At 55.9% G+C, this 24,125-nt stretch carries 23 protein-coding genes and 3 pseudogenes; 10 read left to right on the top strand and 16 right to left on the bottom strand.

All coding sequences use genetic code 11. The annotated features are described in order from the left end of the window. The first annotated feature begins 73 nt into the window (after nt 1–73). Nucleotides 74–511 (top strand): host attachment protein, encoded by a 438-nt coding sequence (locus R8G34_13360; protein MDW3223852.1) that lies wholly within the window; start codon nt 74–76, stop codon nt 509–511. A gap of 33 nt (nt 512–544) precedes the next feature. After that, nucleotides 545–991, top strand: a complete 447-nt coding sequence (locus R8G34_13355) for a universal stress protein (protein MDW3223851.1) — start codon at nt 545–547, stop codon at nt 989–991. Nucleotides 992–1,088: 97 nt separating this feature from the next. Here R8G34_13355 and R8G34_13350 read toward each other — a convergent pair whose 3' ends face one another. Both R8G34_13350 and R8G34_13345 read right to left on the bottom strand, forming a co-directional pair. Then, nucleotides 1,089–2,255: a site-2 protease family protein gene (locus tag R8G34_13350; protein MDW3223850.1), complete on the bottom strand. Its 1,167-nt coding sequence runs from the start codon at nt 2,253–2,255 to the stop codon at nt 1,089–1,091. Between the two features lie 68 nt (nt 2,256–2,323). Beyond that, complete coding sequence (locus R8G34_13345; protein ID MDW3223849.1) at nt 2,324–3,040, bottom strand: VIT1/CCC1 transporter family protein; 717 nt, start codon at nt 3,038–3,040, stop codon at nt 2,324–2,326. 80 nt (nt 3,041–3,120) lie between these two features. Here R8G34_13345 and R8G34_13340 point away from each other — a divergent pair, with 80 nt between their 5' ends. Beyond that, nucleotides 3,121–4,158: a hypothetical protein gene (locus R8G34_13340; protein ID MDW3223848.1), complete on the top strand. Its 1,038-nt coding sequence runs from the start codon at nt 3,121–3,123 to the stop codon at nt 4,156–4,158. On the opposite strand, the gene R8G34_13335 is transcribed toward R8G34_13340, so the two are convergent. Further along, nucleotides 4,146–6,719 (bottom strand): cation-transporting P-type ATPase, encoded by a 2,574-nt coding sequence (locus tag R8G34_13335; GenBank protein MDW3223847.1) that lies wholly within the window; start codon nt 6,717–6,719, stop codon nt 4,146–4,148. The genes R8G34_13340 and R8G34_13335 overlap by 13 nt on opposite strands. A 59-nt stretch (nt 6,720–6,778) precedes the next feature. On the opposite strand from R8G34_13335, the gene R8G34_13330 reads away from it, so the two are divergent. Then, on the top strand, nt 6,779–7,207 hold the full coding sequence (locus tag R8G34_13330) for a phasin family protein (GenBank protein MDW3223846.1): 429 nt from the start codon (nt 6,779–6,781) through the stop codon (nt 7,205–7,207). A gap of 2 nt (nt 7,208–7,209) precedes the next feature. Here R8G34_13330 and R8G34_13325 read toward each other — a convergent pair whose 3' ends face one another. From R8G34_13325 to R8G34_13315, 3 genes are read right to left on the bottom strand one after another with little or no spacing between them, the layout of a single operon-like run. Next, nucleotides 7,210–8,862: an alpha/beta fold hydrolase gene (locus R8G34_13325; GenBank protein MDW3223845.1), complete on the bottom strand. Its 1,653-nt coding sequence runs from the start codon at nt 8,860–8,862 to the stop codon at nt 7,210–7,212. Next, the gene (locus tag R8G34_13320) at nt 8,859–9,293 is read right to left on the bottom strand and encodes a hypothetical protein (protein ID MDW3223844.1); all 435 of its coding nucleotides are present in this window, start codon (nt 9,291–9,293) and stop codon (nt 8,859–8,861) included. Before R8G34_13320 ends, R8G34_13325 begins: the two co-directional genes overlap by 4 nt. A 25-nt stretch (nt 9,294–9,318) precedes the next feature. After that, on the bottom strand, nt 9,319–9,813 hold the full coding sequence (locus R8G34_13315) for a hypothetical protein (GenBank protein ID MDW3223843.1): 495 nt from the start codon (nt 9,811–9,813) through the stop codon (nt 9,319–9,321). A gap of 132 nt (nt 9,814–9,945) precedes the next feature. Between R8G34_13315 and R8G34_13310 the strand changes: the two genes are divergently transcribed. The 3 genes and pseudogenes from R8G34_13310 to R8G34_13300 all read left to right on the top strand — a co-directional run bounded on the left by R8G34_13310 (nt 9,946) and on the right by R8G34_13300 (nt 11,485). Then, nucleotides 9,946–10,431 carry a cyclic nucleotide-binding domain-containing protein gene (locus tag R8G34_13310; protein ID MDW3223842.1) on the top strand — a complete coding sequence of 162 codons (486 nt, stop codon included), beginning with the start codon at nt 9,946–9,948 and terminating at the stop codon, nt 10,429–10,431. 225 nt (nt 10,432–10,656) lie between these two features. Then, nucleotides 10,657–11,028: pseudogene (locus R8G34_13305) on the top strand (hypothetical protein). A 170-nt stretch (nt 11,029–11,198) separates the two neighbouring features. Further along, nucleotides 11,199–11,485: pseudogene (locus R8G34_13300) on the top strand (integrase core domain-containing protein). Between the two features lie 24 nt (nt 11,486–11,509). Here R8G34_13300 and R8G34_13295 read toward each other — a convergent pair. The 3 genes from R8G34_13295 to R8G34_13285 form a co-directional block, all read right to left on the bottom strand. Continuing rightward, the gene (locus R8G34_13295; protein MDW3223841.1) at nt 11,510–11,656 is read right to left on the bottom strand and encodes a hypothetical protein; all 147 of its coding nucleotides are present in this window, start codon (nt 11,654–11,656) and stop codon (nt 11,510–11,512) included. A 94-nt stretch (nt 11,657–11,750) separates the two neighbouring features. Then, the gene (locus R8G34_13290) at nt 11,751–12,545 is read right to left on the bottom strand and encodes a carbon-nitrogen hydrolase family protein (GenBank protein MDW3223840.1); all 795 of its coding nucleotides are present in this window, start codon (nt 12,543–12,545) and stop codon (nt 11,751–11,753) included. Nucleotides 12,546–12,547: 2 nt separating this feature from the next. After that, nucleotides 12,548–13,705 (bottom strand): Xaa-Pro peptidase family protein, encoded by a 1,158-nt coding sequence (locus tag R8G34_13285; protein ID MDW3223839.1) that lies wholly within the window; start codon nt 13,703–13,705, stop codon nt 12,548–12,550. Nucleotides 13,706–13,881: 176 nt separating this feature from the next. Here R8G34_13285 and R8G34_13280 point away from each other — a divergent pair, with 176 nt between their 5' ends. After that, on the top strand, nt 13,882–14,532 hold the full coding sequence (locus tag R8G34_13280) for a GntR family transcriptional regulator (protein MDW3223838.1): 651 nt from the start codon (nt 13,882–13,884) through the stop codon (nt 14,530–14,532). 221 nt (nt 14,533–14,753) lie between these two features. On the opposite strand, the gene arsH is transcribed toward R8G34_13280, so the two are convergent. Genes arsH through R8G34_13255 form a run of 5 tightly spaced genes read right to left on the bottom strand, consistent with a single transcriptional unit; the run spans nt 14,754 to nt 19,298 of the window. Beyond that, nucleotides 14,754–15,464, bottom strand: coding sequence for an arsenical resistance protein ArsH (gene arsH / locus R8G34_13275; GenBank protein MDW3223837.1), 711 nt, complete (start codon nt 15,462–15,464; stop codon nt 14,754–14,756). Then, a complete protein-coding gene (locus tag R8G34_13270) occupies nt 15,461–16,654 on the bottom strand; it encodes a MalY/PatB family protein (GenBank protein ID MDW3223836.1) in 1,194 nt (397 codons plus the stop codon). The genes arsH and R8G34_13270 overlap by 4 nt, the downstream gene beginning before the upstream one ends. Then, complete coding sequence (locus R8G34_13265; protein ID MDW3223835.1) at nt 16,647–17,312, bottom strand: MIP/aquaporin family protein; 666 nt, start codon at nt 17,310–17,312, stop codon at nt 16,647–16,649. Before R8G34_13265 ends, R8G34_13270 begins: the two co-directional genes overlap by 8 nt. Beyond that, nucleotides 17,302–18,282 carry a threonine/serine dehydratase gene (locus tag R8G34_13260; protein MDW3223834.1) on the bottom strand — a complete coding sequence of 327 codons (981 nt, stop codon included), beginning with the start codon at nt 18,280–18,282 and terminating at the stop codon, nt 17,302–17,304. The genes R8G34_13265 and R8G34_13260 overlap by 11 nt, the downstream gene beginning before the upstream one ends. Continuing rightward, a complete protein-coding gene (locus R8G34_13255) occupies nt 18,279–19,298 on the bottom strand; it encodes a succinylglutamate desuccinylase/aspartoacylase family protein (GenBank protein MDW3223833.1) in 1,020 nt (339 codons plus the stop codon). Before R8G34_13255 ends, R8G34_13260 begins: the two co-directional genes overlap by 4 nt. 107 nt (nt 19,299–19,405) lie before the next feature. Between R8G34_13255 and R8G34_13250 the strand changes: the two genes are divergently transcribed. Together R8G34_13250 and R8G34_13245 are read left to right on the top strand one after the other, a co-directional pair. Further along, complete coding sequence (locus tag R8G34_13250; GenBank protein MDW3223832.1) at nt 19,406–19,756, top strand: metalloregulator ArsR/SmtB family transcription factor; 351 nt, start codon at nt 19,406–19,408, stop codon at nt 19,754–19,756. 199 nt (nt 19,757–19,955) lie between these two features. Then, nucleotides 19,956–20,436: pseudogene (locus R8G34_13245) on the top strand (tyrosine-type recombinase/integrase). A gap of 225 nt (nt 20,437–20,661) precedes the next feature. Here R8G34_13245 and sulP read toward each other — a convergent pair. After that, nucleotides 20,662–22,389 (bottom strand): sulfate permease, encoded by a 1,728-nt coding sequence (sulP, locus tag R8G34_13240; protein MDW3223831.1) that lies wholly within the window; start codon nt 22,387–22,389, stop codon nt 20,662–20,664. Between the two features lie 58 nt (nt 22,390–22,447). Then, entirely contained in the window at nt 22,448–24,121 is a 1,674-nt protein-coding gene (locus tag R8G34_13235) for a TIGR01244 family sulfur transferase (GenBank protein MDW3223830.1), read from the bottom strand. Nucleotides 24,122–24,125: the final 4 nt, after the last annotated feature.

Here is a 24,125-nt window from a genome sequence, read left to right as displayed (position 1 = left end):
GCCCGAATTGATTTGCATCAAGCGAGGCCTTGGTTGATTTGCGATGCTCCCAAAAAACAACGCGGAGACAAAAATGAAACCAATTGTCACATGGGTGGTGTTGGCGAATGCACGGTCAGTCAACGTTTTTGCGCATCGTGGGCCCGGTAACGGGTTGAGCCCGGTCAAGGGGCAGACCATGATCGCGCCTGACACAAAGGCGCGAAATGAAAGAGCCGGTGTTGGGCATAGTATTGCCGGTCCGGGAAGGGCAGCGGTGGCGCAAATCGATCCGCAGGAAAAGACGGACGTACGCTTTGCAAAAACAGCGATGGAACAGATCAGAAAAGCCCGAATACAAAAGCGGTTTGACAGGCTCATATTGATTGCGGGCCCACACATGTTGGGCTTGCTTCGGGCGGAACTGGATGCCTGCCTGCAAGCGGTTCTATTGGGGGAAATACCAAAGGATCTGTCTAATCAACCAATCGAGGCCGTTGAATTCCACCTTGGTGACTTGGTTCCGATTTGAGCGCCACTCGGTATTTTACAGAAAGGAAAACCATTGTTCAGACAGATCATTGTCGGCCTCGACGGGTCAGAAAAAGCGAAGAAGGGCGCGCGCTTTGCCTTCGATCTTGCCAGACATTACAGCGGCACCGTGACGCTGGTGCATGTTCCGCATGCAGAGACCGCAGCCTTTGTTCTTGGTGCCCTCGCCGGATATCATGCGGCGATCACCATGCCAAGTTTTGACGAGATTGAAAGAGCGGGGCAAAAGGTTCTGGATGATGCCCTCAAGATCGCGGCAGATGTCGGCTTTGAGGCGGTCAAAACGCACATGCCACACGGTGACGCAGCAACCGAGATCCTTTTGCACGCTGATGAGATTGAAGCTGATTTGATTGTCACGGGGCGACGCGGCTTGAGTGGCATTTCGAGCGTCGTTTTGGGGAGCACGACTCAACGTATCAATCATCTGGCCAAATGTGCTTGTCTCTCCATGGTTTGATCTCATGTGACCACATCAAAAAAGGCCACTTGCGAACTAGACAGACATCGCTTTCTCAATCCAAAACCCTTTGTTCAAAACCTTCTCCTGGAATTGTTCAGTGTCTTGAGATCGGTGGTGCGCTTAGGTTTTCATTTCCGTTTTGAGACGGGATACCGGCCTTCAGATAGCGGGTTAAGTCGGATAGGGTGACGATCCCCAACAAGTCATGGTCAGAGACGACCATGAATTTTCTGCGGCCGGTTCTTGAGATTGTTTCAAGCAGGTCGGGGATCGGAACATCGGCTTGTGTTATTGCTTCTGAATCCAGGCCTACGAAAACATCGCAAACCCGCGTGTTGGCCCAATTCTCACGATCAATTCCGGACAAGACAGACGCGTCTATGTGGCCAAGCAAAATGCCGTCTTCGATAACCGGCGCAAAACTGACGTGCTTTTCCAACATGATGTGGTTCACGAACTCAGCCAAAGTCATGTCAGGGCCGACCACAATCGGGCCTTTGGTCATCAGTGATCCAACAGTCCGACCTTCAAAAGCGACCTTTGAGAGCTGTTGCGTGTAGCTGGCGCGCGCGGCCAGCAGCAGGAAACCACCAATCATGATTTGCCACATCCCGGACACGACCAATCCTTGGAACAGGGCGATCACGCCAATTCCCATAAGGACATAGGCAAGATAGGTTCCTGATCGCGCTGCGTGGCGGGTTGCGGACAGCAGATCGCCCGTCTGGTGCCACAGCACGGCGCGCAGTACGCGACCGCCATCCAGCGGGAAAGCCGGCAGCAGATTGAAAACCGCGAGGATCAGGTTGATCAGAGCCAGATAGTAGAGAACCGCGGATATGGTTTCTGGCAGGCCGGACCATATCGCGACGACATCCAATACCCAGAACCCCAATGCCAGGCAGAACGACATCACCGGCCCTGCAACGGCGATCCAGAATTCCGCGCGCGCAGAGTTCGGTTCAGCCTCCAGTTCAGCCACGCCGCCAAAAAGGAAAAGAGTGATGCTCTTGATGGGGACGCCAAGATGGCGCGCCACAACGGAATGTGCCAACTCGTGCAACAAGAGCGAAGCGAACAGGCCCAGCATCGCAGTCACAGCCAACATCAGGTAAACCGACGTTTCCGCACCGGGCAGAACCTCTGGAAAATACTGGCGAGACAGGCTCCAGGTCACAAGCGCGGCAATAAGCAGCCAACTCGGATCAACCTTGATATCGAAGTTGTTGAGAGAGAAAAGCTTTACCGAATTTGCAAACATGATCGCCTCGCCTTTGCAGTGACATTAAAGGTCCGCGCGCTGGACCAATTGACATAACTCAAGCAACGTCAACCGGGATGGAAAAGACCTCCAACCGCATAGGCGAGGAGGGCTGCGACCCCGCCAATCAGAAGCGTTTCACTGCCCGATCGCCACCAGCTTGAAAGTGACCAGCGGCTCTTGCCGCTTCCGATCAGGAAGAACGTCAGAAGCGTTACAAGAACCGAACTTATGAATGCGTCATCAAGCCCCAGAACAAAGGGTATCAGAGGTATCGAACCCGCGACGAGAAAGGCCACAAAGGTTGCAACAGCCGCGCGCGTCGGTTCGGGTTCAACGCTCGCGAGTCCATACTCATCGGTCAGCATGAGTCCGATCCAGTTTTCCTTGTTCCGGGCAATCGCTGCGGTTGCCTGATCCAACAGGTCACCTGTCAAGCCGCGTCTTTGCAAGATTTGCCTGAGTTCCTCCATCTCTCCCTCGGGGTAATCCGCGATATGCCGTTCTTCGGTCTGAATGATCCGCCTGCGGTCGTCCAGTTCTGCTTTTGTGCCCGAGTAGTTGCTGGCCGCCATGGAGAACCCATCGGCGATGATGTTGGCCAGGCCAAGGGTCACGATGATCCCATGCGACAACCCTGCCCCTTCAACACCGGCAACGATTGCAAAAGTCGTGACTGCCCCGTCGATTCCGCCGTAAATCATGTCCTTGAGATGCCCGGCGCGCTGCTTTTCCGAAAGGCGCCGTGCGATTTCCCTGGGACTGTGTCCATGCTCGCTCGTCATGCCTCTATCCTGCACATGGTAATCTCTCCCGGATTGAGCGAAATCAAAGGGACCGGGAACATCCTTGCTATCTCGACATCATGCAAATTCCTGTGACCACGCTCTTGCAAAGTCTTGTGTTCTTCGCCTGTTGCGCGACCGCGGTCTGGATTGCCGGAGCGAGACTGGCATATTTGGCGGATGCATTGGCCGACCGTTTCAAACTGGCCAAATCGCTTGTCGGTCTGTTGCTGCTCTCGCTGGCAACGTCCCTGCCCGAGATTGCCACGACACTGACAGCTGCCATCAGTCAGGCCCGAGACCTTGTTCTGAACAATCTTTTTGGCGGTATTGCACTGCAAACGGCCATCCTGGCCATGTCCGATTTCTGGGCCCGGGGACCCATAACCAACTATCCTCGCAAGGCCAATCACGCGCTTGAAGCCACCTTGCTGGTCCTATTGCTTTCGGTGGCCCTGATCATCACAAATCTCGGGGAAACATTTGTGATCGCTGGCGTTGGCCTCGGCAGCGTTTGCATCGCGGTGTTCTACATCGGCGCGATCTGGCTACTGAGGCAATATGACAACAGCAGCGACTGGGTTCCTGTTGATCTGCCCGACCCTGATCCGCTGGCTTTCCCCGCGCCCACCGGCTTGACGCAGGCGTCAGACAAATCACTATTCTGGCAGACTGTTGGGGCTTGTCTTGCGATTCTTTTTTTTGGCCTTTTCCTGGTCTTGTTTGCCGAACGCATCGCGGATCAATCGGGTCTTGGCACCGGCTTCATCGGGGTCACGCTACTGGCGGCCGCCACCTCCTTGCCAGAACTCACAACCAGCATCGCCGCCGTCCGCATTGGCGCATATACCATGGCAATTTCCAACATATTCGGGAGCAATCTGATAATGCTTGTGTTGGTTTTTCCCGCCGACATCCTGTTTCGCGGTGGACCCATCCTGCAGCAGACATCCCGGACAGTCAGCCTGGCCCTGGCGTTTGGTCTGGTCGTAACGGCGATCTATCTCATTGGACTGATCGTGCGCCGCAAACCCAGAATTGGCGCATTTGGACTGGATTCACTGTTGGTACTCGCCACCTTTGTGGCCAGTCTGCTTGCCTATTATCATGTACGATGAGTGATGAGCCGAAGCGTTTTCAGGGCTTCGGGCACAATGACAATCGGAAGCGCAAAGATGCCAATCCAGACCCATTCATTCAAACTCATTGGCACCGTTTGCAACATCGCCTGCAAAGGGCTCCAGTACACAGCTGCGATCTGAGCGCCAAGCGTTAGGACAAGCGCGCCCAGAAGAAACGGGTTGGTAAGCCAGCCAATGCGCCATCCGGGCAAATGCAGTGACCTGAAGGCGAAAACGCTGACCTTTTCGAAAACAACCATGGCCGTGAATGCGGTGGTGCGCGCCAACTCGACGCCCTGATCCATCAGGTGAAAGAAAATCCACAGGCTGGACAGTCCGGTGTAGGTACCCAGCAGGACAATCGTTGTGAGCCCGCTGAGCCCCAGAATTGCCGTGTCTTTGCGACGTGGGGCCTGGCGCATCTGATCTGGCTCGGATTTCTCCAGGCCCAACGCCACGGCCGTGACCCCATCAGTTACCAGATTCATCCATAGAATTTGAGTGGCGAGAAATATCAATGGGCCGCCAATCGCAATATTAACAACGAGCGCAATCACTTCACCTGCATTGGATGACAGCAGGTAACGCACAAATTTCTGCACGTTCGCGAATTGACGCCGGCCTTCGCGGATCGCCCGTACGATCGTCGCGAAATTGTCGTCCAGAAGAACCAGATCAGAAGCGTCTCGTGCGACATCCGTGCCCCTGATGCCCATCGAAACGCCAATATCGGCCTGTCGGAGAGCAGGCGCGTCATTCACACCATCCCCCGTCATGGCCACGATCTGACCTTGCCTCTGCAAAGCCGAGACGATCCGCATTTTTTGCTCGGGTCTGGTCCGCGCAAAAAGAACGTCGCCTGCCAAGACCGTGTTCAGGGCCAGATCATCCAGCTTGTCGAGATCGTCGCCTGTAAGCTTTTCTGTTACAACCAGAGACAGTTGCGCAGCAATGGCCTCGGCTGTCACGGGGCTGTCACCTGTGATCATGATCACCCGGATCCCGGCTGTGCGCGCCAGGGCGATGGCGTTTCGAACCTCCGAACGAGGCGGGTCAATCAGCCCGACCAGACCAAGAAACGTCATGTCACATTCGGAGATGTTCTGGTCGGGCGCATCCCGACTGGCAAGGGCGATGACACGCAGGCCCTGTTGCGCAAGCTGGGCATACGCCTTTGTTATTTCATCTATGTCCGATGGCGTTATCGAGCGGACCCCGTCTTGGCTCATCACAGCCGTACAGATCTCAAGCACATTTTCCGGTGCTCCCTTGGTCAAGATCGTGCATGCCGTGTCTGTCTGGTACAAAACGCTCATTCTTTTGCGGTCACTGCTGAATGGAATTTCCGCCAGTAGCCCACGCTCATCCGGCAGTTCACACCACCCCTTGTAGCCCAGCGTAATCAGCGCACCTTCCGTTGGCGCACCAATCATATGCCACGTGGGGCCTTCTTGCCGCAATCGCGCGTGGCTACAGTGCAGACCTGTCCGCAAAACAGCCTTCAGAACAGCGTCATCCGCCGCGCGAATGCGTCTGCCTTCCAATGCGATATGTCCAGCCGGGTCATATCCTGTTCCGGTAACGCCATAGCTGCGATCCACTGTCCAGATACAGGTTGCCGTCATCTTGTTTTCGGTCAATGTGCCGGTCTTGTCGGTACAGATCACAGACGCGGCCCCGAGCGTCTCAACGGCCTGCAAGCGGCGGGCCAAGGCTTTTTGCCGCACCATGGCAGTAGCGCCCAGGGCGAGGGTAATGGTTACAACGGCCGGCAATCCTTCGGGAACCATGGCCACTGACAAGGACAGCCCGGTCATAACCATTTCCGCAAGGTCTCTGCCCAAGAGCAGACCAAGCAGTGTCACACCACCTGCCACCACAAGGGCGGCGATACCGAGTTGATAGGCAAGGCCCCCCAGTTTTTTCTGCAAATTGGTGGTTTTGGCACCAACGGATCCGGTCAGTAATGCGATCTTTCCGAATTCTGTTGCAGTCCCCGTTGAGACGACCAGTGCCTCTGCACGTCCGCCGGTCACCGACGTGCCCGCGAAAACCTGGCTTTCATCCGTATCCGGGTCCTTGCTTACGGCCACCGACTCGCCGGTCAGAATGCTTTCATCGACACTCAATTGGGTTGACTGCACAACAGTGGCATCCGCCGCGATTTTGGCTCCGGGTGCGAGCACCAACAGGTCTCCCGGCACAATGTCCCTCGCGGGAACGCTCTGTTCCTGGCCGTCTCGCAAGACCATGGCTTGCGGTGACAGCAGCTCGCGCAGGGCTGTCAGCGCGGTTTCAGCCTTCCATTCCTGAACAAACCCCAGACCCGCGTTCAGGAAGACCACCAATCCGATGGTTACCGCATCCATGCGCTCGCCCAAAGCCAATGCGACCGCTGCAGCGAGGATGAGGATCAAAACCAGGAAGCTTGAAAACTGCCGCAAAAGAACGCGCCACGGCCCGGCTTTTTTGACGGTCGGCAGTTCATTCCAGCCGTATGTCTCGCGGGCCAAAAGAACGTCGCGCGCGCTCAATCCTTTTTGCAGTTCTTTTGGCACAACCGCGGCCTCACATTGATCTCAATGATGCTGGTATCTGATGCAAACAGCATCGCGCATTGAGCAATATCAACTCGGCGCAACCGGACCTCTATAAACTGGTCATGCAATTGCGCAAAACCGGAGGACTGGAAATGGCCAAGACCCCAGAAAAACAAGGAACAAACGGCCCAGAAAGCCGCGAAATGCTGAATACACTTACCCACCTGCAAGAGGCGGGTTTGGGAAACATGATGAATATGAGCACCGTCTGGCTGGAGGCGATCAGCGACATGGGTGCGGAAGTCGCAGGTTTCCTCGCGGAACGCATCAAGGAAGATGTGAAGACGCAACATGAAATTCTGCACTGCAAGAATGTGGGAGACATGCAGAGCATTCAAGCGGCGTTCATCCAAAAAGCAATGGATCAGTATCAGGAGGAAACTGGAAAATTGCTCAAGATCGGCACAGAAGCTTTTGCCGCGCCAGCCGTGGAAAAAGCCAAATAGAGTTATTCCAATACGTAGCGTCCCGGCGCTGCGGCCAGTGACGTAACGAGTGATGGGCGGGCATTCTGCGGATGCCCGCTCCTTTTCTTGAGCCAGGCTGACCAGTTCGGCCACCAGGAGCCCGGTTTCGGATCATGAAGATCAAACCAATCGGCTGCCGTGATATGTGCATCCCCCTCTTTTTTATGCGCGCAGCGAAAGTGCCGGTCTTTGTGGCCCGGCTCTGACAGGATACCGCCGTTGTGCCCGCCGTTTGTAAGTATGAACGTAACGTCTGTGTCTGTAAGCAACGACAGGCGGAAAACCGAATTCCAGGGGGATACGTGATCGGTTTCGGTTGCGACGCAATAGATATCACTCCTGATGTCACTCAGAGCTATGGCTGAACCGTCAACCTGAAACCGACCTTTCGCCAGGTCGTTCTTGAGGAACAGGCGGCGCAAATATTCGCTGTGCATCTGTGCCGGCATCCGCGTGGCGTCCGCGTTCCATGCCAGAAGCGGATTATCATGCGTGCGTTCACCCAGCAGATAATGGCGTATGACGCGGCTCCAGATTAGATCATTGGACCGCAGCGACTGAAACGCACCTGCCATCTGATCGGATTTCAGATACCCGTTAGTCGCCATGATATCTTCAAGAAATGCCACCTGGCTTTCGTTAATAAAGAGACTGAGTTCACCGGGTTCCGAGAAATCAACTTGTGCCGCAAGCAGGCTGACACTTGCCAAACAGGCATCGCCATCTCGCGCCATGGCCGCCGCTACAATTGCGAGCAGCGTCCCACCAAGGCAATAGCCCGCCGCATGCAGACGGACGTGTCCCATCGATTGTATCTTGCTGATCGCTGCACGGACGCCCAGATCGACGTAATCCTGCATGGTCAGGTTCGCGTCCTCAGCGCCGGGGTTTTTCCAGGACAGGATAAAGACTTCAAACCCCTGATCGCGCAGGTAAGCGACCAGTGACCGTTCCGCGGTCAGATCCAGAATGTAATACTTCATGATCCAGGCGGGTACGATCAGTATGGGTTCGGGGCGCACTCTGGCGGTTGTCGGATGGTAACGGATAAGCTCCACCAGTTCATTGCGCAGAACGACATCACCTGCGGTGGTTGCCAGCTCTTTACCGACCGTGAACCTTTCGGATCTGCGGGGCTGCTTTGTCAACAGCCGGTTAAAATCGTCAATCCAGTACCGCGTTCCCCGGACGAGGTTCTGGCCTTGCTCTTTTTGTGTGCGATCCTGCACCAAAGGGTTGGTCACGGCAAAGTTTGCCGGGCAGAACATGTCCAGCCACTGGCGGGCTGCGAAACTGACGATCTGGGCATGCTTGGGGTCCACTCCCGGCATGTCCTTGGTGGCAATGTCCCACCAGTTCTGCGCCGCCAAAAAGTTTTGGGCCAGAACATTGTAAGGATAGGCTGACCAGGCAGGGGCTTGAAATCGCGGGTCATGACGTACTTGCGGAGCAAAAGCTTCATTTAAAGCAGTCTGCACGAGTTCAGACTGCTTTTGCGGAGACCCTAGCAAATGCAACGACCAATCGAGATAGGCCGTCGCGACGGCGGTTGGTGAAATGCCACCGGTCAACTGTGCGATGGCGGCATGCCATTGTGTATCCAAGCCCTTTGCCTGTGGCTGTGACCGCGTCATTGTAAAATCCTCTGCACCAAGGGAGCGGTCACATCGGCGGCGGTACCTGAACCTGCGATTTTGTCATCACCGGTGCGCAGGCCCTTCAGCGTTTCGGAGTCCCCAATCGCCACCACACACCGATCGCAGCACTGTTTTTCATGGGCTTGTATGGGCCTTTTGGCAGCGGCTATCGACACGTTCTGGACCGGTCGGCCTTCTCGCCCTTGGGAACGCCATCTGTGTTCAGCAATGGTCGCGCCCCAAGGCCACAGCCAGACAGAGGATCTGGACAAGAGGTACTTGGACAAATCGCGCTGATCCGCCGCGCCGATACCTGTCAGCATGACGTCAGATCGGGTCGGCTCTGTCGCAGCGACCGGGGTTCTCCTGTCGGTTTTGCATCCCGTGACGGCCAATACTTCCTCCATTAGAAACTTGTTATCCTCCATCGGCACACGAACCGACTGAATGCTCTCAATTCAATTGTGACTTGACTTCAGTGTCTCGCATCGCGGTCAAAAACGCCGCGATCACCTGGTCCTCCGCCTCGGTACCCTCGACGGAATTGGTCAGGCATTGTGCGGCGTGAAAAGGCCGGCCCAGATCGGTTTCGGCAACTCTTAGAGCCTTCTGCCCAGATGAATCATTCCCACACGTCAGGATTAATCCTGTCAATTTCGGGACCTGAGGGTGCGACCGCAAAAAACTGCGCAGTGGAACGGCTGGATAGGACGTCCACACCGGACCGCACAGGATAACGCGGTCATATTCGGCAACAGATGGAAATTGATGCGCACCACGCATATCGCGCTGCATCAGACTGTCATAGCCTGCGCGGGCATATCCAAAAAACCTGTTTTGATACGGCGGGGCGTCCAGTTCCATAAGCTTGCCATGCACCGCATCGCTCAAACGTTGCGCCAACCGCCGCGAATGCCCCGAGAGAGAATAAAAAACGACGCCTGTCATAGAAGTTTTCCCATCTGTATCATCCTTTCTCAGATCTCCCTTTTGTCAAAACCATGCGCTTCACGTGTTGATAAAAATCAACGCGTCGCGTAGCGGGCAGCGCTAGCCTGACAAAAAAAGGGATGGCGACCGATGTTAGAACAATCGATATGGAGGCACGGCTGCCCGGATTTATCCAACCTGTCGCCTGTTGTTTCTGATCTTCTGGAGAAACGGTCCCAAAGAATTTCCATCGCCAAGGATACACAGGTATTCGGCCCCGGGAAACCGGCTGAAAACCTTTTGCTGCTTGTTTCAGGTGTTGTGCGGGTGCGACGGTTTTCCGACACCGGCGGAGAGATCGTTTTGTACCGCATCTGCTCGGGTGAAAGCTGTGCTCTGACCATGGCCTGCCTTTTGGCATTTTCGGACGTCGCGGCCGAAGGCATTGCCGAAACGGAGATTGAAGCGATCCTTGTTCAACGCCACGCATTTGATGACATGATGACGGCGTGCAAAGAGTTTCGTGCAGTTGTTTTCGAAGCTTACGCCAATCGCATCACCGACCTGCTCATGGCGATCGAGGAAAGGGCTTTCAATCGCTTGGACATGCCTGCTGCACAAGACGTTGTTCATTAGCAAGGCGACGATAGCGCGCCATGCCTTGATTACCCGCAATGGGCATTCGGCCTGAGCACGCCGCGCCAAGTCATCTCAAACCATCTGACAGATTTTGAACGTCGAAGATGATGGACGCTGTGCCAAAGATGCACCCGAGCGCGCGCCACAGCGGCCATGTGGCGTTTGGTGCAATCGCCGGGATGTCGCATCGCCTGATGTCACCTGATCACCGAGGAGTGGGGGATGAGAAAGACAACGAAGAGCCTTGGCGAGAAGATGGTTAAGGACCTCAAGCGGACAACCCGCATGCACTATTCTTCTGAGGAGAAGATCAGGATCGTGCGGGATGGCCTGCGCGGTGAGGACAGCATTGCGGAGTTGTGCCGTCCCACTGCCCGGCAGTCGAAACGCCGTTTTGATGAGAGGGCAGAGGGGATATCGCAGGGCATCTATTACACGTGGTCCAAGGGCTTTATGGAGGCCGGTAAGAAGTGGCTGGCTGGCGACACGGCCCGTGCTGCAATGACTGACGAAGTCAAAGAAATGCCTCATGAAACAAGTGACCTGAAGGAAGTTGCGGCAGAGCAAACGCTTGAACTTCGGTTGCTCAAAAAAGTCTGGCGGGCCCCTCTCATTGAGTGCTTTGCAATCAACTGCCGGGCGATGGGGCAGTCAGGAATGAGGTATCTATTGCCGGGCACCCTTGATCTGGCCTTGCAGGCAACCGGCTGAGATCTGGTGCATGACATCCGCAAGCCGTGCCTGCTGAGCCCTTCTCATTGATACCGCGTATCAACAGCCGGGCAGTGGACAACGGGTCCAGCTCTGTCTCTGGCGACCTCGCTGAATAGCTGCGGGACAAGGGCCGTATCCTCCTCAAATACAAGGTAATGTCGAGCGTTTGCAATAAACTCTCAAGAACCGGGTCTTCTTGGAATACTACTTCCTACCGGGTGATCTCGAAGCTCAGATCGAGGCTCTCGTCGAGCACTGCAATCACCAGCGCTACCACGAGACCCTTAACAACATCACGCCCGCTGATGTCTACTTCGGGCGTGACCAAACCATTCTGGAACAATGTCCCTCTCATTGATTGCTACGCAATCAACTGCCGGGCAATGGAAAGGATCAAGTTGCCGGACGGACTCGACTTGAGGGTTTTCAATCTGCTCTGACGCTGTATTTCTTCACGGTTGCGGTAGCATTCGTTTTTCAGCGCAGAGAACTTCATCAGGGCGGCCATAGAATTCCGCCATCAGGTTCTAAACGCGCACTATCTTTGCGCGGCGAGGAGATTAAACTGGCAGACTACGTAGGAAACTGCCGTTCGGAACGCGCTAAAGAATGCTCGCACTTAGTAGTTCGCGATCCTTTAGATAAGGAAGCCGTGCTTGGGCGGCTGAAACTTTGTCTAGTTGCAATGTAGCATGGAGGATCACGGGCCCCGCGCTTGCGCGCGCGATTTCCTGCCCGTCTGGGGTCGCGATAACGCTTTGACCCAAAAACGTCATACCGTGTTCGAGGCCAGCACTGTTGGCGTAAGCCAGGTAAACCCCGTTTTCATACGCTCGGGTTGGGATCATGCGTTGCGCGACCCACTCCCACTGGGCACCAAGCGCGGTGGGAACCAAAACGAGCTCCGCTCCCATAGAGGCCACGTGCCGCGCAGTTTCCGGAAATTCGGCGTCATAGCAAATCAGTGTCGCGATCCGCACATTGCGGTAAGTGAAGAGCCCGCACCCTTGACCCGGTGTGAAATGATCGCGTTCAAATCCCGGCGGAATGGCCAATTTACGGTGGCGGCCAAGACGCGTGCCATCCGGCCCTATGCATTGTGCCGTGTTGTAGATTTTATCCCCGTCGATTTCCGCGAAGCCGTAGTGAATGGCGACGCCGTGGGCACTTGCAAGCGCCGCAACAGCTTGCGCAATGGGACCATCAGCCGGTTCGGCACGCGCCACGACTTGATCGCCGATGTTATATCCCGTGGCAAAAAGCTCGGGCAACACCAGAAGATCAGAATGCGCCGCAGCAACAGCGGGCAACTGTTCGGATAGCCAATTCAACCGCTCTTGTGTCGTGGCCATCTCGGCAGGCGGTTGCGCCACAGAAAGGCGGAACGTGTGACCCATTTCTAACTGTCCGTGACCAGCAATGTCCGTGGATAGTTGGTGATATACTCATATCCCGTTTCAGTCACGACAACGGAATCGCCAATCCGCCCGGCGGTCACACCATCGATCGAGATACCCCCATCAACCGCAAACGTCATACCCGGTTGAAGAGTGGTAGTGTCGCCCTTCTTGAGCTCTGGTGCTTCAAGATAGGCCACACCAATTGAACGCCCGGTGCGATAGCCGGTCTTGTACCCGCGTTCAGCATAAACTGCGTTGGCAGCGGCGGCAACTTCCTGCGCTTCTATGCCGGGTCGAATGGCGGCGATCGCAGCTTGTTGAGCATCAATAGCCGCCTCTTGCACCCGCGCGGCGTCGTCACGCACCTCGCCAATATGGAACATCCGGTCAAAGCCCAGCTTGTATTGTTTGAATTGCGCCATGTTGCAGAAGCAGAAATAGACCGGGTCTGCGCGCTGATACTGACGCACCGAAGCACGGCGATGTACCATCGAAGTATCCTTGCCGCTTTGCAGGATCTGCAGGTTGTGAATCATCGGCGAAACGAACCTGTCCCAGCCTTTGTCCGTCAGAAATGTCGCCGCCTTGCGCGACCCCGCTTCAATCACCGCCAGCGCGCTTTCGTATTCCTGCGCACCTTCCTTCAGACTACCATGTGCTGCCTTCATCATCGCACCAGCGATCTGCCCCGCTTCTTTCATCACCTGAATTTCAAAAGGGGTTTTGATCATCCGCAGGGCACCCAGCACCGGTGAAATGTCTTTGATCGGCACATCCGGGTAGGTTTCGTCCAGATGGTTGCGCACAATTGCGGGGATACTGCTGCGTTCGACCCAGATTTCATCTGGCCGTTCGCCCAAAGCACTGGCAAGGGCGCGGCCCCATGTGCGTTGGCCCATGTCTTCCCAAGTGCGCACATCTTCGACCCATGTCATGGCCCCGACCATCTCAGATTCCATCAACGGTGTGATCACGACCGGAGCCTCTTGGGCATGCACCACCAGCATGGAGGGACGGCCAAATTCGATACCCAGATAGCCCCAGAAACCTGCGAGATACGCGATGGAGCTTTCGTCCGTGAAAACGGCGCGCTGGATGCCCAGATCTTTCATTCTGGCCTGAAGAGCGAGGGTGCGTATTTTGGCTTCTTCGAGCATGTGTGGGTCCTTAATCGGCGAGCATCTCTTTATGTTTTATCCGTATGCTGTATACACCTAAGGAGTCAATCGCTCTGAGATGCGGCAATACTGCCCAAATTATCATATTGATGTATGCACCTTGAGCAGTCAGAGGTTTATGTGCCCAAATCCAAAAACGCCACAATACAGATACCATGAGTACAGTCGAAACCATTCAAACCGAGATTGTGCAACGGATCTGCTTTCTGGATTACATCCCCGGCGATCAATTGAAAGAAGCTGAGCTGGCCGCTGAATTTGGCGTGAGCCGCACCCCTGTACGCGATGCGATTAGCAGGATCAGTCACCTGGGCCTGGTGGAAACCCGGAATGGTGTGGGTACGGTCGTGGTCGCACTCTCAGCCACGAAAATCCGCCATGTCTATGACATGCGGCTGGAGCTCGCAGCGCTCATCGGAACAATGTCACCCCGCGCCATCACCGAGACCGATTGCGATACCGGGCAGACATTGCTGAGGCAGGCAAAAGCGCTGCAGGATACCTTTGATCCACGGCGATACATCGAGATCAATCACGCCTTGCACGTGCTTATCACCAGCCTGATCGGAAATGGTACGCTCAAATCATTCTGGTGGCAGACCTACTGTCAGGCGGCCAGCACCTGGTATCGCACCAGCAATCAACGCGGGGCAGAAATGGCGCTGGCGTTGGTGGCGGAACTGAACGATATCAATACGGCACTAGAGCGCCGTGATACCGCTGCCATCGGATATATTCAACGCACGCACATCGGGTACGGTTACCAGCGGATCAAAGCCCACCTGCTGACGACACAAGCAGAGTGACGATCCATCAAAGCATCATCGACGCCGCAAAATAGCAACCCCAGGCATCTGCGCAGCGCCAAGTTTAAAGCCAGACCCGAGGCGTATAACTCCACGGTTCGCATCTGGATTGGCCCGCACCTGCACCGCATGCAATCCTCATTTAAGAGCCCGAAGTGTTTGATGCTGCGCGCTCATGAATGGTTGGCCCGAACGGTGCGGGGGGCCTTTCTGCGAAGGGATCAGAGTGCCGTCTGGTTCACGCGATTGATCAAGGCCTCACCTGTTTCTTTACGCTCGCTATACCGTTCAACAAGAAATTCAGCACGCCCTCGGGTCAGGAGTGTGAATTTGACCAGTTCTTCCATGACATCGACCATCCGGTCGTAGTTCGGCGACGGCTTCATCCGGTCATTGTCGTCAAACTCCAGAAAGGCCTTGGGCGTGGAAGACTGGTTGGGAATGGTCAAAAGCCGCATCCAGCGGCCAAGTATACGCAGTTGATTGACGGCATTGAAGCTTTGCGAGCCACCGTTGACCTGCATCACTGCCAACGTCTTGCCTTGGGTGGGCCGGACAGCTCCAAGCGAGAGCGGGATCCAGTCGATTTGAGACTTCATGATGCCAGTCATGGCACCGTGTTGTTCTGGCGAACACCAGACCATGCCTTCGCTCCATGCCACTAAGTCGCGTAGTTCCTGAACTTTGTGGTGGTCTGCAACGGTGTCATCATGCAAAGGCAAACCGCTGGGGTTGAAGGTTTTGGTTTCTGCCCCGAAACGCACCAAAACGCGGGCCGCTTCTTCGCTCATCAAACGGCTGAAGGATCGTTTGCGCAATGATCCATAGAGCAGCAAGATGCGGGGCGGATGATCTGCGGTGTCCGGGCAAAAAAGGCGCGCGCTGTCGATCTGGCGAAAGTGGTCATCTTCGATGTTGGGTGTGTCGGTCATTTTGTCATGCCTCGGTGTGTTGATAGCGCGTGTTCCAGTTTGCCCAACGCGCGTACAAGCTGTGCGCGGGGGCATGCAATGTTCAAACGCCCGAACCCTTCGCCGCTGGTGCCAAAGGATATACCGCGGGTGATGGCCCATCCGGCTTTGGTGCGCAGAAATTGCGTGAGCGCGTCTTGCGCCAATCCCATGTCGCGAAAGTCCAGCCACACAAGGAACGTGCCTTCGGGTTCGATCAAGGAAACGTGCGGCATGACTTCAAGGCGATCGCGCACCAAGGAAAGATTTTCCTCGATGTAGCCGAGTGCAGCGTCCAGCCACGCGCCCCCGTGTTGGTATGCTGCACCCATCGCCACGCTGGCAAAGGCGTTGTTCTTGTTCACCGTCAGTCGGCTGTTCTCGGCTTTGAAGGCCTCCCTACGCGTCTCATAAGGCACCACCGTGAAAGCGCCGCAGCAGGCCGCTATGTTGAAGCTTTTGGCGGGTGACAGGCAGGTGATGGAATTCTGTGCATCTTCCTTAGAGACAGTGGCAAATGGCGTGTAGGTGTGACCTGCAAAGGTGATATCGCCGTGGATTTCATCGGATACGACAAGCACACCATGCTTTCTGCAAATGGCGCCCACTTGCGCAAGCTCCGCCTTGGTCCACACCCGTCCCACCGGATTATGCGGATTGCATAGGAACATCATTTTGGTACGGGGATCGGCAGCGCAGACCTCTAGACCCTCAAAGTCCATTTGATAGCGGCCACCCAGCACGACCAACGGATTTTCAACCAACTGGCGTCCGTTCTCGACAATGATATCAGCGAAGTCAAAGAACACGGGCGGCTCGATGATGATACCGTCGCCTGGCTCGGTATAGAGGTTCAGTGCCATTGACAGGCTGTTCAGCACGTTCGGTGCGCGCAGAATGTGGTCGGGATCAATGTCCCAACCATGTCTGTGCTTCATCCATCCAGTGAATGCAGGCATCAGGCCATCCGGCACAGTCTCATAGCCAAAGACTCCATGGGCCAAACGCTGCGCCATCGCGTCCAGAACGGGCTGCGGTGCGCGGAAGTCCATATCTGCGACACCGGCTGGAAACAGATCCATACCGTCTTCGCCCAGCACCATGCGGTGGACCTTCAGCGCGGGCACGTCACGCCGGTTGATGACCTGATCAAAATCGAATTCCTCAGTCATCCTTTGCCTCGCGTAGAAGCCAGCCAAAGAACCATGTCGCCAATACCGCTGCGACCAACTGAACGGCAACAAAGGCCGCCACATCGACGGGCGCAATCCCGGCAAAAGTGTCCGAAAACCCGCGTGCAATCGTAACGGCGGGGTTTGCAAAGGATGTGGAAGAGGTGAACCAATAGGCGGCGGTGATATAGAGGCCGACAGCCATCGGCACCGCAGACGGGCGTGCCTTGATACAGGCAAGGATCGTGCCCACCAGACCAAAGGTTGCGACAAACTCTCCCGCCCACTGACCGATGCCGCTTCGTGTGGTGGTGGAAGGGTCGATCAGCGGATGTTCGAACATCACATGCGCGGCCAGCACGCCGATGACCCCGCCAAACACCTGCGCACCCGCGTAAAGCAGAGCGTCGCGCCTTTCGATCTCGCCTCGCAATGCAAAACTGAGCGTCACCGCTGGATTGAAATGCGCGCCCGAAATGGGGCCGAAAATGGTGATCAGCACCACAAGGATCGCACCGGTCGGAATTGTATTGCCGAGCAGTGCGACCGCGACGTTTCCATCCGCCAAGCGCTCCGCCATGATGCCCGAACCAATGACGGTAGCCAAAAGCGAAAACGTCCCCAACCATTCCGCCACAAGTCGTCGTTCAAGTGTCATCGCTGTCTCCTATGAGTGATGCAAATCGCGCGGCGTCGATATTGCCTCCGGTAATGACTGTAGCCACGGTTTTGCTCTTGATCTCGACCTGTCCGTTGAGGATCGCCGCAAGGCCAACAACCGCACCCGGTTCGGTGACAATCTTGAAATGGTCAAAGGCAAAGCGCATCGCTGTGCGGACATCCTTGTCGCTGGCAGTCACTCCGCCGGCGAGTAAATCAAGGTTGATCGGGAAGGTCACGTCATTGGGGATCGGCGTCATGATCGCGTCGCAGATGGTGCGCAGGCCCACGGGATTGCCGATGCGCTTGCCGGAGATCAAAGACCGGCGCGTATCATCAAACAGGTCAGGTTCCGCCGCATAAACCTGCGTTTTCGGTGCGCCCTGCGCCATGACAACAGCCGTCGAGGCCGTCAAACCACCCCCACCACAGGGGATCAGGACAGCGTCCAAAACCGGAGCGTCCTCCAGCAATTCCAACGCCACAGTACCAGCCCCGGCAAGGACCTGACCATGGGCGCTTGGCGGGACTTCTATGCGGCCCGTTTCCCGAATGATCCCGGCGACCACATCGGTGCTGTTTTCCGTATCACGATCAAAGGTGACAATCTGTGCACCCAGATCGCGTGTCGCTGCCATCTTGGCCGCAGGCACATCAGAGGGCATGACGATAACGGCAGAAGTGCCCAGCATGGCCGCCGCTTGCGCCAGACCAAGTGCGTGGTTTCCCGACGAATAGCTCACCACCCCGCAAGCCCGTTCATCAGGTGTCAGATTCAATATCCGATAATAAGCGCCACGTATTTTGAAGGCGCCTGTGCGCTGGAAATTCTCTGCCTTGAGCAAAACGCGCCCGGCCAACATGGCGTTCACATCTGCGTTCTCAAGCAGGGGTGTTCGAACGACAACATTCGCCAGCGCGGTTTGTGCCTCCCGAATGTCGTCAAGCGTGACAGGGTGCAGGCTCATGTCTTGCTGGCTTTCGGTGCAGCATCTGACGCGATTTGAAACACTGCATCACCGCGCACAACCTGCGCCATCGCGCGTCTGCATAACACGATCCCTTCATAGGGGGATATGATCTCAGTCGGCTCGGACTCCGGTGTTTCAGGGTGATGAACAAGGCCGACAGTTTCCCCGCCCGTAACGTCGTCTCCGATGGATCTGAGCGGCTCAAACAGCCCTGACGCATAGGCATAGACCGACCCTTTGGCGTTCAACTCGCGGGTGCCGAGGGCTACATCAGGTACATAGCCCGGCAACATACCCAAACTGTGGAGAACGCGGCGCAGCCCCCGTTCGGTACGGTGCAGGATTTCCGGCGTGACCTCGCCACCGCCACCGAGTTCTGCCATCACGTTGATAATGCCCTTGCGGTTCGCCGCCCCCATGGCCGTACGCGCAGTGCTGTTGCGTCCGCCACCGCTGGTAAAGACCCATGTATAAGGCAGATCAAACGCCTCTTGCAGGCCGATCAGCGCTTTGGCCTCTTCAGGGCTATGCCCTTGTCCACGCAGCAGAGTTGGCGGGTAGAAAAGTGAGCTGCCGCCAGAATGCAAGTCCACCGAATAGTCCGCGAGAGGCATCAGGACCTCTTCGACGTAATGGGCGATCATTTCAGTCGGGGTGCCGCTGGGGTTGCCGGGAAACAAGCGGTTGAGATTGCCATCGTCAATCGGTGAGCTGCGCAAACCCGCCTCGGCGGCGGGGGCATTCACCATTGGCAACAAGATCAGACGTCCACGAATGTCCGCTGCTTCCAGCGAACGCGCAAGGTTCGAGACTGCGATCTGTCCCTCATATTCGTCACCATGGTTTCCGGCCATGATCACAAGTGTCGGGCCATCACCGTTTCTGATGCAGGTAATCGGAACGGGAATCCAGCCATAGGCAGACCGATGCACTGAATGCGGGACGCGCAGGAAGCCTGCTTGTTTGCCGCTCGCGTCAAAGTCAACTTCGCATATAACGGATGTTTCGGCCAAGGTTGGTCTCCCAGGATTTAATTCGGCAAAAGCCGAAATGTCGCTTGGCTAGGTGAGGCCAGACACATTCACTTGTCAAGGTTCGTCATTTCGGGCAATACCGAAGTATGGATCAATCCAATGCCATCGATGCATTTGCGGCACTCGCGCAGCCCACAAGGCTGGAGACTTTCCGGCTGCTGGTCAGGATTGGCCCCAAAGGCTTGCCAGCCTTAGAAATCTCAAGGCAGCTGGGAACGAAACCATCAACGCTTTCCGGCCATCTATCCATTCTGAAACGCGCAGGTGTGCTTCAGGCGACCCGCCACCAACGTGAAATCCACTACGCGGCAAATCTTGCCAGTGTGAACGCCCTTGTCCAATTCTTGATCGCAGATTGTTGTGGAGGAAAAATCGAGAACTGTTCGGAAATTGTTGCTTTGCTTGAAACGACAAAGACGCCGCAAAGCCAGTCTTGAACCAATCCCATCAAAGGAAAACCAGGTCCGCAACTTGATCTTTGCGTATCTTGTTCTCTGTGCGGCCCGCATTAATGACCGGTTTTGCCTTCGCGCAGCCTTACCGAGAGTCCAACTTCCTGCCGTCACCCCGAAACGCAGACTCTCGAATAAATACCGTCTGGTCGGGCAAAAGCACCCGCTCCTTCCCAAACAGGTCATGGCGATCCGTGCGCGCCTCGAACCCGCTGGCAATCTCCGCGATCTCGCTTTGTTCAATGTTGCAATTGATAGCAAGCTGCGCGGGTGTGACTTCGTTGGGCTTAAGGTCACGGATCTTCTTAACGAGGACAGGGTTCGTGAACGCGTTTTCGTCGTTCAAAGCAAAACGAACAGGCCTGTGCAATTTTAACTGGCTGAAAACACGCGGGAAACTGTGGCTAACTGGATCGGTCGTCCTGAAATGATCGGATGCCAATTCATGTTTCCCAACCGTTTTCATGATTGCCCGCACGTTTCAACACGCCAGTAAGGACGTCTGGTTCGGGAGTGGGTTGTCTCGATTGGCTTGGAACCCCAGCGGTTATCGCGCCCATTCGATGCGCCGAACGCAGGGGGGGGCAATCTATCGCAAGAAAGGTAACCTGCCCGCCGTTCAGCTTCTGCTTGGCCATACCAAGGTTGATAGCACCATCCGATAATTGGGGGTCGAACTGGAAGACGCGCTGAGTATCGCAGAACGGATCGACGTTTAGGAACGGTGACGAAGGGCTGGTGCCGTTCATGGTCCCGAAGCGGTTGTGATTGTTTGATATTTGCGATGACCTTCCTGAGCCCGGAGCAGAAACTGCGTTTTTCCGCTGCGCGCTTGCCGCAACACGCAGCTTTTACAAGCTAAAGTGGCGCAAAAAACCAGCCGTTCGTTCTTATAAAGCGGGTTCGCTACAAGAGGCGGACAATGATCGTGCGGCTTCGTATTGTGACAGAAATACCTTGCCCGTCATATCCTGCAAAAAATGCTGTTCCTTCAAACGATCCATGACAGGGCCTTTAACTTCGGAAAGGTGCAGGTGGACACTCATCTCGCGCAGGCGTTCGTTGATCGCCTCAAGAGATTCCAGCGCGCTGAGGTCGATTTCGTTGATGGCCGAACATTGCAGGATCACGTGGCGCACATGGGTATCGCCCGCGACGCGGGTCTGGATCTTGTCCTCAAGGTAGCGCGCGTTGGCAAAATACAGGCTTTCGTCAACACGCAGGGTGACGACACTGGGTTCGGTGATCACATTATGGCGCAGGATATTGCGGAAGTGTTCTGTGCCGGGCACCTGACCGACTTCGGCGATATGCGGTTTGGACGATCCATAAAGGTGAAGCAGGATAGACAGAGCGACACCCGCAGAGACACCCAGTTCGACGCCAAGAAAGAGCGTCGTCAGGATCGTGGCCAAAACAGCGGCAAAGTCCGCCTTGGAGTAAGACCAGCTGCGCTTGAGGATCGAGAAATCAACGAGGCTGAGGACGGCCACGATGATGGTCGCGGCAAGTGTTGCCTTCGGTAAGAAGTAAATCAGCGGGGTCAGCGCAACTGCGGCAATCGCCAGCCCAACAGCCGTGAACGCGCCCGCTGCTGGCGTTTGCGCACCTGCATCGAAGTTCACGACAGAGCGCGAAAACCCACCCGTGACCGGGAAGCCCCCTGTGAGCGATGCGCCAATGTTTGCAGCGCCCAAACCGATCAGTTCTTGATCGGGGTCAATGCGTTGACGTTTCTTGGCCGCCAGAGTTTGTGCCACCGAGATCGACTCAACGAAGCCAATGATCGAGATCAGGAAGGCTGGCAGGAGGAGTTGGTTCAGCAGTGCAGGAGAAAAGGACGGCAGGGTGAACGGGGGCAGGCTTTGCGGCACATCCCCCACAATCTTAACGCCTTGATCGGCCAGACCAAAGCCCCAGACTGCTAACGTGGTCAGAACCACAACCGCTACTGGTCCGGTTTTGACCAGCACACCTGTCAGACCGGCACCAAGCATCATGCGTTGCAACAGCGGCTTCAACCCCTTGCGCACCCAGAACAGAAAACCTGTCGCAGTGATGCCGATAATCGCTGTGATCCAGTTCGCCTCGTGCATATGCTGCGCCAGTGACGTCACCAGTTCCAGCAAATTATGCCCGTGCGCTTCAATGCCAAGGATGTGTTTGAGTTGACTGGCCGCGATGATAATACCTGACGCCGTTATAAAACCCGCGATGACAGGATGCGACAGGAAGTTGGCAACAAACCCCACGCGGAAGAGACCCATTGCCACCAGCATCACACCTGACAGACCGGCAAGTGACAGGGCGGCCACGGCATAGCCCATCGTGCCTTGCTCCACGATGTTGCTGAGGGCGGCTGCGGTCATCAGCGACACGACAGCTACTGGACCGACCGCCAGGGCATTGCTGGTGCCAAAAACAGTGTACAACAGGATCGGCACGATTGAGGCATAAAGCCCCGCCTCTGCTGGCAAACCTGCCAACAACGCATAGGCCAGCGATTGCGGGATCAACATGATCGTGACGATCAAAGCCGCGATCAGATCGTTGGACAAGGCGGACCGGTCGTAGGCCCGACCCCACGTCAGAATGGGCAGGAAGCGTGTAAATGTCATGGGACTTGTCCAGATAAATTGACTGTCCCTGTTGTTCGCAACAGGGACAGTCATGAGCCTACTCAGCGGCGATTTTTTCAGGCTTTGCCATCCATTCACGGCCTTTGAGCATGCCTTTCCAGTAAACAGGTGGCAGCATTTTCTCTTTCAGGAACCACGCCGCGCGCGTTGGTTTGGTGCCATCCACAAGCGCCTTGGGAAAGCTTGGCAGGATTGTACCGCCATAGCCAAATTCAGCCAGAACGATCTTGCCGCGCTCTACGGTCAACGGGCAGGATCCGTATCCGTTGTATTGTGCAACCGGGGATCCGCCCCGCATGTCGGCCACCATATTTTCGGCAACGATCGGGGCCTGAATGCGCGCGGCAGCAGCAGTTTTTGCGTTGGGCGCGTTCATAACATCGCCAAGCGACCAGACATTGTCATAGGTCTTGTGACGCAAAGTCGCCTGATCCACGTCAATCCAGCCTGCGGCATCCGCGAGAGGGGACACACGGATAAAGTCGGGCGCGGTTTGGGGCGGACAGACATGCATCATGTCGAACTCCATCTCGACCCGCTCAACAGGTGCATCTGGCCGGGCCACATCAAACCACGCTTTTTTGGCAGGACCGTCTACGGCCACAAGATTGTGGAAGAAATTTAGCGATGCATCGTATTTTTTGACATATTCCATCAAAGCCGGAACATAGTCTTTGACCCCGAACAGAACCCCGCCCGCATTGTTGAACTGGATATCGATGTTTTTCAGAACACCACGCCGGTGCCAGGCATCACCTGACAGATACATCGCCTTTTGCGGCGCCCCTGCGCATTTGATTGGCATTGGGGGCTGCGTAAAGATCGCGCGGCCTTCTGTCATGCCTTGCACCAACTCCCATGTGTATGGGGCCAGATCATAGCGATAGTTGGACGTCACGCCGTTCTGGCCAAGCGTGTCCACCAGACCTTCGACCTTGTTCCAATCCAGCTTGAGACCGGGGCAGACGATCAGCCGCGTGTATTTAACAACGCGACAGCCATCGAGGATGATGGCGTTGTTTTCCGGTTCAAATGCGGCCACCGCCGCTTGAATCCAATGCACACCCTGCGGAATCAACGACCCCATGGTGCGCGAGGTCTGCTTTGGTTCAAAAATACCGCCACCAACCATCGTCCAGCCCGGCTGATAGTAATGGATGTCGGCAGGATCGATGATCGCGATCTCCAGGCCCGGTTTACGCGCCTTGAGGCTTGCAGCCGCTGCAATACCACCAGCACCTGCGCCAACAATGACCACCTCGTAGCTTGCGTCACCCATGTCGGTGGGCGTCTTGCCACCGTTCACAATGCGTCTCACAACGCCGCCCATGTCATACCCCGCGGCTTTGGTTGCTGCGAGAATATCGGCAAGGTTGCGGTTGCCGGCCTGTGACAAGGACCACAAGGTGGCAGATCGGGTGCCCGTCCGGCAGTATGCCAGAACAGGACCAGGCAGCTCTGTCAGCCCTTTGTCGAAGACCGCAGCGTCATCGTCAGACACCTTTCCCGCAACGATCGGCAGGTAAGACGCTTCAATTCCAAGCTTCTTTGCGGCCTTGGCGATTTCCTCAAACGTCGGCTGATCGGCCCCTTCACCGTCAGGACGGTTGCAGATGATCGCGCGAAAACCAGCATCCTTGATCGCTTGCATGTCGCTTGGCATGATTTGTTCGCTCACCGAAAGGCCAGCGGTCAGTGTTTTGATTTCCATGGGT

This window comes from Paracoccaceae bacterium, from assembly GCA_033344815.1.
Lineage (GTDB): Bacteria > Pseudomonadota > Alphaproteobacteria > Rhodobacterales > Rhodobacteraceae > Roseobacter.
The sequence above is the reverse complement of the archived record's forward strand: the minus strand, read 5'-3'. Positions and strand labels throughout refer to the sequence as shown.